This is a genomic window from Streptomyces tubercidicus (genome assembly GCF_027497495.1).
GTDB classification, from domain to species: domain Bacteria; phylum Actinomycetota; class Actinomycetes; order Streptomycetales; family Streptomycetaceae; genus Streptomyces; species Streptomyces tubercidicus.
The window spans coordinates 2,695,340-2,708,566 of sequence record NZ_CP114205.1 but is presented as its reverse complement, the minus strand read 5'-3'; the positions used below and the strand labels follow the sequence as shown (position 1 = coordinate 2,708,566).

Annotated in this window: 13 protein-coding genes and 1 riboswitch; of the genes, 3 read left to right on the top strand and 10 right to left on the bottom strand. The window is 69.6% G+C overall.

Translation table 11 applies throughout. The features are described from left to right. Positions 1-16: 16 nt before the first annotated feature. Positions 17-167: riboswitch (cobalamin riboswitch) on the bottom strand. A gap of 272 nt (positions 168-439) precedes the next feature. From mctP to STRTU_RS11430, 3 genes are all read right to left on the bottom strand, one after another. After that, the gene (gene mctP / locus STRTU_RS11440) at positions 440-2,107 is read right to left on the bottom strand and encodes a monocarboxylate uptake permease MctP (RefSeq protein ID WP_159743443.1); all 1,668 of its coding nucleotides are present in this window, start codon (positions 2,105-2,107) and stop codon (positions 440-442) included. Between the two features lie 8 nt (positions 2,108-2,115). After that, complete coding sequence (locus STRTU_RS11435; protein ID WP_159743442.1) at positions 2,116-2,376, bottom strand: DUF3311 domain-containing protein; 261 nt, start codon at positions 2,374-2,376, stop codon at positions 2,116-2,118. Positions 2,377-2,649: 273 nt separating this feature from the next. After that, positions 2,650-3,408 (bottom strand): GntR family transcriptional regulator, encoded by a 759-nt coding sequence (locus STRTU_RS11430; RefSeq protein WP_159746848.1) that lies wholly within the window; start codon positions 3,406-3,408, stop codon positions 2,650-2,652. Between the two features lie 533 nt (positions 3,409-3,941). On the opposite strand from STRTU_RS11430, the gene STRTU_RS11425 reads away from it, so the two are divergent. Next, the gene (locus STRTU_RS11425) at positions 3,942-5,510 is read left to right on the top strand and encodes a glycoside hydrolase family 3 protein (RefSeq protein WP_159743441.1); all 1,569 of its coding nucleotides are present in this window, start codon (positions 3,942-3,944) and stop codon (positions 5,508-5,510) included. 11 nt (positions 5,511-5,521) lie between these two features. Here STRTU_RS11425 and nagB read toward each other — a convergent pair whose 3' ends face one another. Further along, on the bottom strand, positions 5,522-6,304 hold the full coding sequence (gene nagB, locus STRTU_RS11420) for a glucosamine-6-phosphate deaminase (protein ID WP_159746847.1): 783 nt from the start codon (positions 6,302-6,304) through the stop codon (positions 5,522-5,524). Between the two features lie 536 nt (positions 6,305-6,840). On the opposite strand from nagB, the gene STRTU_RS11415 reads away from it, so the two are divergent. Beyond that, entirely contained in the window at positions 6,841-8,307 is a 1,467-nt protein-coding gene (locus tag STRTU_RS11415; RefSeq protein ID WP_159746846.1) for a sensor histidine kinase, read from the top strand. 182 nt (positions 8,308-8,489) lie between these two features. Here STRTU_RS11415 and STRTU_RS11410 read toward each other — a convergent pair whose 3' ends face one another. Both STRTU_RS11410 and STRTU_RS11405 read right to left on the bottom strand, forming a co-directional pair. After that, complete coding sequence (locus STRTU_RS11410; protein ID WP_003983230.1) at positions 8,490-8,747, bottom strand: WhiB family transcriptional regulator; 258 nt, start codon at positions 8,745-8,747, stop codon at positions 8,490-8,492. Between the two features lie 321 nt (positions 8,748-9,068). Continuing rightward, on the bottom strand, positions 9,069-10,052 hold the full coding sequence (locus STRTU_RS11405; RefSeq protein WP_159743440.1) for a diacylglycerol/lipid kinase family protein: 984 nt from the start codon (positions 10,050-10,052) through the stop codon (positions 9,069-9,071). Positions 10,053-10,148: 96 nt separating this feature from the next. Here STRTU_RS11405 and STRTU_RS11400 point away from each other — a divergent pair, with 96 nt between their 5' ends. Beyond that, a complete protein-coding gene (locus STRTU_RS11400) occupies positions 10,149-10,610 on the top strand; it encodes a hypothetical protein (protein WP_159743439.1) in 462 nt (153 codons plus the stop codon). Between the two features lie 104 nt (positions 10,611-10,714). Here STRTU_RS11400 and STRTU_RS11395 read toward each other — a convergent pair whose 3' ends face one another. The 4 genes from STRTU_RS11395 to STRTU_RS11380 form a co-directional block, all read right to left on the bottom strand. Continuing rightward, positions 10,715-11,674 carry an RNA polymerase sigma factor SigF gene (locus STRTU_RS11395; RefSeq protein WP_159746845.1) on the bottom strand — a complete coding sequence of 320 codons (960 nt, stop codon included), beginning with the start codon at positions 11,672-11,674 and terminating at the stop codon, positions 10,715-10,717. A gap of 43 nt (positions 11,675-11,717) precedes the next feature. Continuing rightward, positions 11,718-12,131, bottom strand: coding sequence for an ATP-binding protein (locus STRTU_RS11390; RefSeq protein WP_006603191.1), 414 nt, complete (start codon positions 12,129-12,131; stop codon positions 11,718-11,720). 291 nt (positions 12,132-12,422) lie between these two features. Continuing rightward, the gene (locus tag STRTU_RS11385) at positions 12,423-12,911 is read right to left on the bottom strand and encodes a GNAT family N-acetyltransferase (RefSeq protein ID WP_159743438.1); all 489 of its coding nucleotides are present in this window, start codon (positions 12,909-12,911) and stop codon (positions 12,423-12,425) included. 32 nt (positions 12,912-12,943) lie between these two features. Continuing rightward, entirely contained in the window at positions 12,944-13,204 is a 261-nt protein-coding gene (locus STRTU_RS11380) for a UBP-type zinc finger domain-containing protein (RefSeq protein WP_159743437.1), read from the bottom strand. Positions 13,205-13,227 lie beyond the last annotated feature (23 nt).

The window sequence follows — 13,227 nt, the reverse complement described above, 5'->3', positions numbered from 1 at the left end:
CGCCCACACCCATGGCGGTGCGGACGTACTGTCGGCAGGTCCTCGGACTACACGGGCGCGCGCCCAGGGCCGGGATCCCACCGGCCGAACGCGCTCCTACACCGTTGCGGGACAGTTCCGGATTCCCACCGGATTCCCCTGCGACGACAGCGAGGACGAGCATACATGTGGTGGTGGCCCATCAGACGCACCCCCATATCTAGTGTGTCGTGCGTCATCACGCAGTGGCTGTCAGTGGCCTCGGCTATGGTCGGTTGCACGTTCTCTGCTCCGTCCCGTGGAAGAAGGAGAAGGCCCCATGACCGCGCTCGCCGACCGGCCGCCGCACATCATGGAGACCGAGCAGCTGAAGGACTGGGTGGGCTGAAGGGCGAACGTCAACGGGCCGCCGTGCTCCCGGAGGAACGCGGCGGCCCGTGAAGGTGCGGCAGCGGGTGGCTCAGTGCCCGGCCGGTGCCCCCGCCGTCGCCGGGGGCAGCTCGGTGGTGACGCCCTTGTCGCCGGCGTCGGCGGTGTAGTCGGCGGGGCTGGTCTCGTCGATGCCCTCGGGGGCCTTGGCGGCCTTCAGGGCGAAGGTGAGGACGACGGTGACCACGACGTTCAAGACGAAGGCGGTCAGGCCGATGTAGCCGATCTCACCGATACCGGGGATCTCCGCGCTGGAGCCGCCGAAGTGCTTCTGGGTCGGGCTGGCGACGCCGTACGCCGCGAGCGTGCCGTAGAGCATGCCGACCGCCCAGCCGGTCAGCAGCGCCCAGCGGTGGAACCAGCGGGTGAACAGCCCGCCGACCAGCGACGGCATGGTCTGCAGGATCCAGATGCCGCCCAGCAGCTGGAAGTTGATCGCGACGGTCTTGTCCATGGTGAGGACAAAGACCAGCGCGCCGACCTTCACCAGCAGCGACACCAGCTTGGCGACCTTGTGCTCCTGCTCGGGAGTGGCGCCCGGCTTGAGGAAGTCCTTGTAGACGTTGCGGGTGAAGAGGTTGGCCGCGGCGATCGACATGATGGCCGCGGGCACCAGCGCACCGATACCGATCGCGGCGAACGCCACACCGGAGAACCAGCTCGGGAACATGTCCTCGAACAGCTGCGGGATGGCCAGCTGCGGGTTGCCCTGGATGTCCGTACCGGCCTTGATCGCCATGAAGCCGAGCAGCGCCAGCAGGCCCAGCATGAGGGAGTACAGCGGCAGGATCGTGGTGTTGCGCCGGATCACATTGCGGCTGCGGGAGGACAGCGTCGCGGTGATCGAGTGCGGGTACATGAACAGCGCCAGCGCCGAACCGAGCGCCAGAGTCGCATACGCCCACTGGGCGTTGGGCCCGCTGACCAGCTCACCGCGCGGCTTGCCGGGGACGGCACCGGGCTCGGAGAGCGCCTTGCCGGCCGTGTCGAAGATCGCGTCGAAGCCGCCCAGCTTGATCGGGATGTAGATGATCGCCACGGCGATGACCAGGTAGATCAGCCCGTCCTTGACGAAGGCGATCAGCGCCGGTGCGCGCAGCCCGGAGGAGTAGGTGTAGGCGGCCAGCACGGCGAAGGCGATCAGCAGCGGCAGGTCCTTGACGAACCAGTTGGTGTTTTCACCGCCGCCGATGCCCATCACGTCCAGGACGGCCTGGATGCCGACGAGTTGGAGGGCGATGTACGGCATCGTGGCCAGGATGCCGGTGAGCGCCACGGCCAGCGACAGGCCCTTGGAGCCGAAGCGGCCGCGGACGAAGTCGGAGGTGGTGACGTACCCGTGCTTGTGCGAGACCGACCACAGGCGGGGGAGGAAGGTGAAGATCAGCGGGTAGACCAGGATCGTGTACGGCACGGCGAAGAAGCCGGCCGCACCCGCCGCGTAGATCGCCGCCGGGACGGCCACGAACGTGTAAGCGGTGTAGAGGTCGCCGCCCAGCAGGAACCAGGTGATCCAGGTGCCGAAGCTGCGGCCGCCCAGGCCCCATTCGTCGAGGTTGGCGGACTCCTCGGCCTTGCGCCAGCGGGCGGCCAGGAAGCCCATGACCGTCACGGCCAGGAAGAAGAAGACGAAGACGGCCAGTGCGACGCCGTTGACGCCCTGGGTCTGGGAAGCGGCGAGAGCGTCCGGTGCGCTCATGGCGGGAGTCACTGGGCCGCACCACCCTTACGGGCGCGCTGTTCACGCTGCACGAGCTTGTACGCGAGGGTGGTGAGCGCGGTCGAGATCAGCACCCACAGCATCTGGTACCAGTAGAAGAACGGGATCCCGATGAGCGTCGGCTCGACCCTGGCGTACGAGCTTACCCAGAGCATCGCCACGAAGGGCGCGATCAGGCAGATCCCGGCCACCACGCGCGTGGGCGTGACGACCTGTCTGCGGTCCGGTGATGCGGCTGACTGGGTCATGACCCTGGCTCCGTCCCTGGCTGTCTCCTGATGCGATGGGCTGGAAATCTATGGCAGGGCAGTGGCACGCGTCACTAGCTGTCCGCATATCGGTATCAAGAAGCCACCCGGGCGCGACCTGCGCCGCGGGGTCTCCGGGGCGGATCCGGCGGCGGCAGGGCAGGAGGAAAACCGGGCAGGGAAACGGGAAAACCGGGCAGGGGACGGGGAGTCCGGACGGAGAACGGGGAGAGCCGGGCGGAGCACGCCCGCCCGGCTCTCCCCGGCAGCGCGTCAGTCCGTGGGGCGCCGCAGCCGGGCGACGAACTTGTAACGGTCCCCTCGGTAGACCGAGCGCACCCACTCCACCGGCCCGCCCTGCGCATCGAGCGAGTGCCGCGAGAGCATCAGCATCGGCAGTCCGACATCCGTCCCCAGCAGACCGGCCTCGCGCGGGGTGGCCAGCGAGGTCTCGATGGTCTCCTCGGCCTCCGCCAGACGGACGTCGTACACCTCGGCCAGCGCGGTGTAGAGGGAGGTGTACTTCACGAGGCTCCGGCGCAGCGCGGGGAAGCGCTTCGCCGACAGATGGGTGGTTTCGATGGCCATCGGCTCACCACTGGCCAGCCGCAGCCGTTCGATACGCAGCACCCGGCCGCCGGTGGCGATGTCCAGCAGCCCGGCGAGCCGGTCGTCCGCCGTGACATAGCCGATGTCGAGCAGCTGGGAGGTCGGCTCCAGGCCCTGGGCCCGCATGTCCTCCGTATAGGAGGTCAGCTGCAGGGCCTGGGAAACCTTGGGCTTGGCGACGAAGGTCCCCTTGCCCTGGATGCGTTCCAGCCGGCCCTCGACGACCAGTTCCTGCAGGGCCTGACGCACCGTCGTCCGCGAGGTGTCGAACTCCGCGGCGAGGGTGCGCTCGGGCGGGACCGGGGAGCCGGGCGGCAGGGTCTCGGTGATGTCCAGCAAGTGCCGCTTGAGCCGGTAGTACTTGGGCACCCGTGCGGTCCGTGTGCCGCCGCTCTCGGTACCGCTGCCCCCGTCCGTGTCCATGACCCGCCTCTCCGACTCCTGTCGTGCTGCCGTCACCGGCGCCTCCGTACGTAGCGGCTCACATCGTGGCACGGGTCGCTTTCCCGTGCCCCTTTACCGGCCCCGGCCCGCCGCATGTCGGTCCGGTTATGGACCTGACAGCGACTCTTGTGCACCCTTGACACCCCTAAAGGTCTAGGCCAAGCTGCGGGCGCTGGTCTAAACCATTAAAGACCACATGCCTGGCCTTTGGGGGGGGAGAGCGCAATGAAGCGTGGGCGCAAAGCGGCGACGGCGGTCGCGGGAAAGGGGAGAGGAAAGGGGGCCGCCGCTTGCGGCTCTCCCGGCTCCGGACCCGGTTCAGGGACGACCGGGTGCGACCATGGACCCGCCGCCTCGATCTGCGCCGTCCCGACCCTGGTCCGCTTCCTGTTCCTGCCACGCACGTTCCTGCCACGCACGTTCCTGCCACGCACGTTCCTGCCACGCACGTTCCTGCCACGCAAGGCGGTCGGCGGTCTCACCTCCGGCGCAGTGAAGGGATAACGCAGCTCATGACGCCTCTCGTACGCTCCGCAGGCTCGGCCGACACCCTCACCCGCGATGCCCTCGCCGTCCTCCAGCCCGGCTTCACCGGCACCACCGCGCCCGACTGGCTGCTGCGCCGGCTCGGCGAGGGCCTGGTCTCGGTCGGTCTCTTCGGCCGCAATGTCGACGGTCCGGAACAACTCGCCGCACTTACCGACCGGTTGCGCGCCGAACGCGGGGAGCTGATCGTCGCCATCGACGAGGAGGGCGGCGATGTCACCCGCCTCGAAGTGCGCGGCGGCTCCTCCTTCCCCGGCAACCATGCGCTCGGCGCCGTCGACGACACCGCCCTCACCCGCGCGGTGGCCCGCGAACTCGGCCGCCGGCTGGCCGACTGCGGTATCACCCTCAACTGGGCCCCCTCCGCCGACGTCAACTCCAACCCCGGCAACCCGGTCATCGGCGTCCGCTCCTTCGGCGCCGATCCGCGACTGGTCGCCCGGCACACCGCCGCCTATGTCGAGGGCCTGCAGTCCGCGGGCGTCGCCGCCTGCACCAAGCACTTCCCCGGCCACGGCGACACCGCCGTCGACTCCCACCACGATCTGCCGCGTATCGCCGCCGATCTGCCCACCCTCCAGGCACGCGAACTCGTGCCGTTCCGCGCCGCCATCGCCGCCGGCACCCGGGCCGTGATGAGCGCCCACATCCTGCTGCCCGCGCTGGACGGCGAGCACCCGGCCACACTCAGCCCCGCCGCGCTGCACGGTCTGCTGCGCGCCCCCGAAGCCGACGGTGGCCTCGGCTTCGATGGGCTGATCATCACCGACGGCATGGAGATGCAGGCCATCTCCGCCACCTACGGCATCGAGCGCGGCAGCGTCCTGGCCCTCGCAGCCGGCGCCGACGCCCTCTGCGTGGGCGGCGGTCTGGCCGACGAGGACATCGTGCTCCGACTGCGCGACGCCTTGGTACGGGCCGTCCATAACGGCGAACTGCCGGAGCACCGCCTCGCCGACGCCGCAGCCCGGGTACGCGCCTTGGCGGACGGGAACCGGAGCGCGGGGGAGGGGACGTTCCAAGGCAGGGCCGAGGGCCCCGCGCCCGCCCCCGGTATCGGCCTCACCGCGGCGCGGCGTGCCCTGCGCCTCACCGCCGCAGGACCGTACCGGCCTCTCACCGAACCCGCCTACGTCGCCGCCTTCACCCCCCTCGCCAACATCGCCGTGGGCGACGCGACACCCTGGGGCGTCGCCGCCGAACTGGCCCGTCTCCTCCCGGGCACCGAGACCGCCACCTGTACCGGCGAGGCCGCCGCCGCAGCCGGTACCGCAGCGCTGGTCGACGGCCTGCTCACGGCGGCCGCCGGCCGCCGCTTCGTCGCCGTCGTCCGCGACGTCCACCGTCACCCCTGGATGGCCGACGCGCTCCAGAGCCTCCTCGCCGCCCGCCCCGACACCGCGGTCGTCGAAATGGGCGTCCCCCAGGCCCCGCCCCAAGGCGCGCTCCACATCGCCACCCATGGCGCCGCCCGAGTCTGCGCCCAGGCCGCCGCCGAGGCCCTCACCGGCCGCGGCCCGTCGCCCGACGAGTGATCACGCCTGCCCTAAATCCCCTGCCACTCCGGCTTTGCCGCGTACGTGGCACGGAAGTAGTCGGCGAGCTTCAGCTTGGCGGCTGCGGCCTCGTCCACGACGACCGTCGCATGCGGGTGGAGCTGTAGCGCCGAGGCCGGGACCAGCGCGGCGACCGGGCCCTCAACGGCATGGGCCACCGCGTCGGCCTTGCCCTCGCCGGTGGCGAGCAGCACCAGATGGCGGGCCTCCAGGATGGTGCCGATGCCCTGGGTGATGACGTGGTGCGGCACCTCGTCGAGGCTGTCGAAGAACCGGGCGTTGTCCTCCCGGGTCTGCTGGGTCAGCGTCTTGATGCGGGTACGCGAAGCGAGCGACGAGCAGGGCTCGTTGAAGCCGATATGTCCGTCCGTGCCGATACCGAGCAGCTGGAGGTCCACCCCGCCCGCCTCGCGCAGCGCACGGTCGTACGCCGCGCAGGCGGCCGGTACATCCTCGGCCGCACCATCGGGCCCCATGAAGGACTCCGCGCCGAGACCGAGCGGTTCGACCACCTCACGCAGGACCACCGAACGGTAGGACTCGGGGTGCCCGGTCGGCAGCCCGACGTACTCGTCGAGCTGGCAGATGCGGGCCCGTGAGGCGTCCACCGCGCCGGCCCGGACCTTCGCCGCCAGCGCCTGGTAAATCGGCAACGGGGTGGAGCCGGTGGCCACACCGAGCAGTGCGTCGGGCTTACGGCGCACCAGGGTGACGATGGCCTCCGCGATCAGCTCGCCGCCCGCCACGGCATCCGGAACGATGACAACTTCCACGCTTGGCCTGCCGTTCTGGAGATGATCCATGTGGTATAGACCAATCTAGCAGAGCGCGGCCCACGGAACCCGTCGGCGCCACCGCAGGGCCGGTCACGTTTTCCGCCGCCCGCGGCACCTCTGGCGGGGCGGAGCGGACGGAGCTGGAGGCGGTCGCCGAGCCGGCGCTCAAGGCGTGGCCGCGGAAGACGGGCGGCGAGGTGTGCTGAAGACCCCCGGAAGCACCCGCGGGCCGCGGCGCCAGGACAGGACCCTCAACCTGTCCGGCACCGCAGCCCGGAGCTGACATCGGCCGGTCCCGCTTCTCGGGCGGGCGGCGCCCCTGTGTGCGGTAGGGGTGCATCCCGTCCTGGGACCGGTCGATCAGAGACCTCGGCGCAGTCAGGGCAGAGAGCGCTTTCGGTCTCGTTCCGCTCTCCTGTGCGGGGAGGGCGGAGGTCTGTGCTGAATTCTGGACTAGACCATTCTTACTTGTCCATGCCCGTGCGGAGACAACAGCTACACCGTACGCCGGTAGGCTCCAAGACGTGCCCTCCATGAACGATCTCGTACGCCAGCACACCACTCTGAGCGACACCGACCTTGAGTGGCTCCATCTGCTGGTCTCGGAGTGGCAGCTGCTCTCCGACCTCTCCTTCGCCGATCTCGTGCTGTGGGTCCCCACCCTCGACGGCACCCGCTATGTATCGGTGGCCCAGATGCGGCCCAATACGGGGCCCACGTCCTACCAGGACGACATGGTCGGCCATCTCGTTCCCCGGGGCCGCCGTCCGATGCTGGACTCCGCCCTGGACGAGGGCCGCATCGTGCGCGAGGGCGACCCGGAGTGGCGGGAGGAGGTGCCGGTACGGGTCGAGTCCATCCCGGTGCGCCGCGAGGGCCGGGTGCTCGGTGTGATCGCCCGCAACACCAATCTGCTGACCGTCCGCACCCCGAGCCGGCTGGAGCTCACCTACCTCCAGAGCGCCTCGGACCTCGCTCAGATGATCGCCGCCGGATCGTTTCCCTTCCCCGGCCAGCAGGTCGACATGGACGCCTCGCCGCGCGCCGGTGACGGACTGATCCGGCTCGACGCGGACGGTGTCGTCCAGTACGCCAGCCCCAATGCGCTCTCCGCCTACCACCGGCTCGGTCTCGCCGCCGACCTGGTGGGCCACCACCTGGGCCAGGCCACCGCCGAACTGGCGCCCGCCCGCGGCCCGGTGGACGAGGCGCTGGTCAAGCTCGCCAGTGGGTGGGCCCCCAGGGAGTTCGAGGTCGAGGGCGAGGACGGCGTCATCCAGTTGCGCGCCATTCCGCTCAAGCCCAAGGGGACCCACATCGGTTCACTGGTCCTGCTGCGCGATGTGACCGAACTGCGGCGCCGTGAGCGGGAGCTGATCACCAAGGACGCCACCATCCGGGAGATCCACCACCGGGTGAAGAACAATCTGCAGACGGTCGCCGCGCTGCTGCGGCTGCAGTCCCGCCGGATGGATTCCGAACAGGGCCGTGAAGCGCTCAACGAGGCGGTCCGCAGGGTCGGTTCGATCGCGATCGTGCACGAGACGCTGTCCCAGACCCTCGATGAACGGGTCGAGTTCGACGAGATCGCGGACCGGGTGCTGGCCATGGTCGCGGAGATCTCCCCGGGCAAGGTGACCACCGGCCGCACCGGGCGCTTCGGCATCCTGGACGCCGAGGTGGCCACCCCGCTGTCGATGGTGCTCACCGAGGTGCTGCAGAACGCCCTGGAGCACGCCTTCGACCAAGTGGAGCGGGGCGTGGTCGAGGTCGGCGCGGTGCGCGGCGGCAGTCGTACCGAGCCCCGGCTGCTGGTCACCGTCCAGGACAACGGCCGCGGTCTCCCCGAGGGATTCGATCCGCATCGCGCCGGAAACCTGGGGCTGCAGATCGTACGGACCCTGGTGGAGGGGGAGTTGGGCGGAAAGTTCGACATGGTGCCGGCGCCGGAGCGCGGTACGCAGGTCATCCTCGACATCCCCGTACGGGCCGACGAGTAGCACGGAGACCGGGCACCGGCGACGGTCGGCCGCCGGAGTCGCGGCCCCTAACAGCAGGAAGCCCCGGACCATGCGGTCCGGGGCTCAAAGCTGTTGCGATGCGATAACGACCGGGCTTGTCAGCGCCGGGGATGCATCGGGTGTACTGCGCGCTGCGGCTCGGGGGCCACGGGGCTACTGGCTCAGGCGCTCGCGTTGCGCGCCCGGTTGCGAGCTGCACGGCGCTTCATCGCGCGGCGCTCGTCCTCGCTCAGACCACCCCAGACGCCGGAGTCCTGGCCGGACTCAAGCGCCCACTGCAGGCACTGCTCCATGACGGGGCAGCGGCGGCAGACGGCCTTGGCTTCCTCGATCTGCAGCAGCGCAGGACCGGTGTTGCCGATAGGGAAGAAGAGCTCGGGGTCTTCCTCGCGGCAAACGGCGCGGTGACGCCAGTCCATGGCTGCTCCATCTCCTCGTGATGACGGGATCGTTGCTTGTGAATGTGAACGCTTTCACGAATCCCTCCACAAGGGAAGGCCCGAAATCCAGTCGTGAACTGGCGCGGTCCTGTGGAATGAGGAGGAGGATTCGGGCTCTCAAGGGGGCCGGTAAAGCGGCCGTCCCGATCGCCATGAAGAGACTCGCAAACCTCGGCGGCGGATACAACCCCTTCCGGAAACTTTTTTTTGAATCCTTGGTGTCGCCTAGCTCACAGCCGTCATTCCAGGGGGTGGAAACCAGTCTAAACGTTCGAGTGAAAGGACTTTAGGCCCTACTGCTCACACAATCACACGCAGTGCACGGCGTACGCCTGTGAACGTCACACTCGTACGCAGCCCCAGGTGGTCGCCGTCCATCTGGAAGGGCAGGGGAACCTGCGAATGCAAGGTGAAGTTCGTGAGGTCGTGAAGTGAGAGAGCGTGTTTGCCGTGGGGGCCGCGCTCGGGTGTTGACGCGAGCAACTGGGTCGCATAGCGGGCCACCGCGGACGGTGAGAGCTTGCTCAGTGCGAACAGATCCAGGGCCTTGTCGAACGAGGCGTCGGGGGACGGGTAGATCGGCCGATTGCCCAGGTAGGACCACGGGGCGGTGTTGCAGATTATGGCCAGCGCCAGGTTCTCGACGGTCTCCGCCTCACCCTCGGCGCCGCCCGGACGTTCGAGGGTCAGGACGCCCCGCCGCCGGTTCGCCTCGCCCAGGAACTGCCGTACGACCTGTCGCACATACAGGGCGTGGGTCGAACGCTTGCCGCGTTCGCGCTGCTGCTCGACCCGGCCGACGACGCCGGCGTCGAAACCGAAGCCCGCGCAGAACGTGAACCAGCGTTCCGGCACGCCCTCGTCCTCGCTGCCCGGGGTGCCCGCGGCCAGTCCGAGGCCGATCGTCCGCTCACTGCCGTCGCGCAGCGCGTCCAGGAGGGCGCCGGTGGCCTCGACCACGTCATTGGGGAGGCCGAGCGCGCGGGCGAAGACATTGGTGGAGCCGCCGGGGACGACCGCGAGGCGGGGGTGCGACTCCGGGTCGGGGCCGTTGGCCAGCAGACCGTTGACGACCTCGTTGACCGTGCCGTCGCCGCCCAGTGCCACGACCAGGTCGGTCTCACCGCCCTCGGTGGCCTCCCGGGCGAGATCACGGGCATGCCCGCGGTACTGCGTCTGCGCGACCTCCAGTTTGAGGTCGCTGGCGAGGGCGTGGGTCAGTACCTCACGGGTGCGGGCACTGGTGGTGGTTGCTGCGGGATTGACCACGAGAAGTGCGCGCATATGCAGCAGCGTACCTACCTGCTGGTACCGGCCTCACGCCCCGTCCGGCTCCGGGGCATCCCCGAGGCGGGGACGGGCCGGCGCTACCCTGCTGGGGTGAGCAGTCAGCAGAAGCAGTCCGCGTCCCGAGCCGCCACAGCCCCCGCCGCGGCCGAGCCGACCGGCCCGCGGCCCGCGCGGCTGAGCGCCGCGGCGGCGCTCACCGCGGTCGAAGGGCTCGCGCTGGCCGCCCTCGGCGCCTACATGCTGATCATGGGTCTCGCCGGGGCGCCGGACAGTGCGCAGCAGGCGGAGATGGGCGGGCTCACCGTCCTCGCGCTCGCCGTGCTGCCGCTGGTGGCCGCCCGCGGGCTGTGGCTGCGCCGCCGCTGGAGCCGGGGCCCGTCGCTGATCACCCAGATCGTGGCGCTGCCGGTGGCCTGGACGCTGGTCAAGGGGGGCGGTGCGCTGATCGCGGCCGGTATCGGACTGGCCGTGGCCGCGCTGGTCGTCCTCGTGCTGCTGGTCAACCCGACGGCCACCGAAGCGCTGGGGATCGGGCCGCGCGAGACGCCCTGAGGGCGGTGCGAGGCCCGGATTCCCGCCGGGCGGGTACGGCGGACCAAGGGAACGCGTGAGGGGCGGGGCCTTCGAAGGCCCCGCCCCTCACCCTCTTACGCCGTTCACTCCTCCACGAGCAGCTTGTCGCGCAGCTGGGCCAGGGTGCGGGCCAGGAGACGGGAGACGTGCATCTGGGAGATGCCGACCTCCTGGGCGATCTGCGACTGGGTCATATTGCCGAAGAAGCGCAGCAGCAGGATCTTCTTCTCCCGCGGCGGGAGATCCTCCAGCAGCGGCTTGAGGGACTCCCGGTACTCCACGCCCTCCAGCGCCTCGTCCTCGGCACCGAGGGTGTCGGCGACCGCCGGGGACTCGTCGTCCGTGTCCGGGACGTCCAGGGAGAGCGTGCTGTAGGCGTTGGCGGACTCCAGGCCCTCCAGGACCTCCTCCTCGGAGATCGCCAGATGCTCGGCCAGCTCATGGACCGTGGGCGCCCGGCCGTGCCGCTGGGACAGCTCGGCGGTCGCGGTGGTCAGCGACAGCCGCAGCTCCTGGAGGCGACGCGGGACGCGGACCGCCCATCCCTTGTCGCGGAAGTGCCGCTTGATCTCGCCGACGACGGTGGGGGTGGCGTACGTGGAGAACTCGACGCCGCGGTCCGGGTCGAAGCGGTCGACGGACTTGATCAGGCCGATGGTGGCGACCTGGGTCAGATCGTCGAGCGGCTCGCCGCGGTTGCGGAACCGCCGGGCCAGATGCTCGACGAGCGGAAGGTGCATACGGACGAGGGTGTTGCGCAGCTCCGCACGCTCCGGGGAGCCGTCGGGCAGCCCGCGCAGCTCATAGAACATCGCCCGAGCGCCGCTGCGGTCCTGCGGCTCCGGGGAATGCTGCTCTTCCTGCACCGTGTCGTCGGGGGCCGGCGCCTCGTGCTGCTGCGCCTGCTGCCCCGGCTGCTCGCTCTGCTCCATGTGGTCCGCCCGCTCTGCCTGCTCCGCCGCGTCCAACCGGCCGCCGTGGTCGTCTACGCCCACCGGATGCGGCCGGGCCTGCTGCTCGGGGATGGTCGCACTGGACGCCATCCGCCCGCCGCGTTCGAGATCTTTCACGGGGCCCCCTGTTCGGTCATGACGGTCCGGGACCGGCGCCGCGCTCCTTGTACAGACTGATGGTGACCGTTTGGTCCTCGGCGACGGTGGAATCGACCTTGCCGGCGAGTGCGGAGAGCACCGTCCAGGCGAAGGTGTCGCGCTCCGGGGCGCGGCCGTCGGTCGTCGGCGCCGACACGGTGACCTGCAGTGCGTCGTCGATGAGGCGGAAGACGCAGCTCAGCACACTGCCGGGGACGGCCTGTTGCAGAAGGATCGCGCACGCCTCGTCGACCGCGATACGCAGATCCTCGATCTCGTCGAGGGTGAAGTCCAAGCGGGCTGCGAGCCCGGCCGTGGCCGTACGCAGCACCGACAGATAGGCACCCGCAGCGGGCAGACGGACTTCCACGAAGTCCTGAGTCCCGGGCTCGCCTGCGATCTGGGACACCCTCACCTCCAAGGTGGCACAAGCTGGTTGAGCTGGAATACGCGATATGTGCGTTGTTCGGGATATTCGCGCCGGACTTTCTCCCCTCGGGTGAAAGGAGAACGATTCGGCGCGACACATGGTTCGGCTGTGACGCTATCGCGATCTGTGGGCCGGTGTCGCCCGGAAGGACCACCACTGCCGTCCGCGCGGAAATCCGGCCCCGGGTCGCCCGGCACCCTCGCTGTCACTGATTGTAAATCCACGGGTACGGATAGTGGCTAGAGGTGTGCACCGTCAAATCGATACCGATTACGCTGCGTTGACTCGCGAAGTGTCCGCGAGGTTGTGCAGTGCCTTTCCAGTGAGCCGGAAGACCGTCCATTCGTCCATGGGCTGTGCTCCGATCGACCGGTAAAAACCGATGGACGGTTCATTCCAATCCAGGACTGACCACTCGAAACGCTCATAGCCGCGCGCCACGCAGATCTCCGCGAGGGCGCCGAGCAGTGCCTTGCCGTGCCCGCCGCCGCGCGCCTCGGGGCGGACGTACAGGTCCTCCAGATAGACACCGTGTGTGCCCGTCCACGTCGAGAAGTTCCGGAACCACAGGGCAAAGCCCACCGGGTCGTCGCCGTCCTCCGCGATCAGCGCGAAGGCGGCCGGCTGCGGGCCGAAGAGCGCCTCCGTCAGCTGCGGCTCGGTGGCCTGCGCGGCCTCGGGGGCACGCTCGTACGCGGCCAGCTCGCCGATCATGGCCAGGATGACGGGGACATCGCCGGGGGTCGCTTCGCGGATCATGTCTGAAGGTTAAACGGACACCGCTGATCGCTTCACACCAGTTTCTGATCGGTGAAGCACCAGCGCCAGGAGTCACCCGGCTCGAACGTCCGCATCACGGGATGGCCGGTCTCCTCGAAGTGCCGCGTCGCATGCCGGAACGGCGAGGAGTCGCAGCAGCCGACATGGCCGCAGACCAGGCACAGCCGTAGTTGTACGGGGTGGCTGCCGACGGCCAGGCACTCCAGACAGGTGGAGCTCTGCGGTGCCGGTTCGGGGCGCGGCAATTCGGCAACGTGCGTGCACTCGCTCATGATGGCCAGGTTAGATCGCCGGG

Bases quoted from the DNA above. Each gene is read 5' to 3' on its own strand.
- STRTU_RS11425 (WP_159743441.1), top strand. From the start codon at position 3,942: ATGACGCCTCTCGTACGCTCCGCAGGCTCGGCCGACACCCTCACCCGC.
- STRTU_RS11385 (WP_159743438.1), bottom strand. From the start codon at position 12,911: ATGATCCGCGAAGCGACCCCCGGCGATGTCCCCGTCATCCTGGCCATG.
- mctP (WP_159743443.1), bottom strand. From the start codon at position 2,107: ATGAGCGCACCGGACGCTCTCGCCGCTTCCCAGACCCAGGGCGTCAAC.
- STRTU_RS11430 (WP_159746848.1), bottom strand. From the start codon at position 3,408: ATGGACACGGACGGGGGCAGCGGTACCGAGAGCGGCGGCACACGGACC.
- STRTU_RS11410 (WP_003983230.1), bottom strand. From the start codon at position 8,747: ATGGACTGGCGTCACCGCGCCGTTTGCCGCGAGGAAGACCCCGAGCTC.
- STRTU_RS11415 (WP_159746846.1), top strand. From the start codon at position 6,841: ATGAACGATCTCGTACGCCAGCACACCACTCTGAGCGACACCGACCTT.
- STRTU_RS11435 (WP_159743442.1), bottom strand. From the start codon at position 2,376: ATGACCCAGTCAGCCGCATCACCGGACCGCAGACAGGTCGTCACGCCC.
- STRTU_RS11405 (WP_159743440.1), bottom strand. From the start codon at position 10,052: ATGCGCGCACTTCTCGTGGTCAATCCCGCAGCAACCACCACCAGTGCC.
- STRTU_RS11395 (WP_159746845.1), bottom strand. From the start codon at position 11,674: ATGGCGTCCAGTGCGACCATCCCCGAGCAGCAGGCCCGGCCGCATCCG.
- STRTU_RS11380 (WP_159743437.1), bottom strand. From the start codon at position 13,204: ATGAGCGAGTGCACGCACGTTGCCGAATTGCCGCGCCCCGAACCGGCA.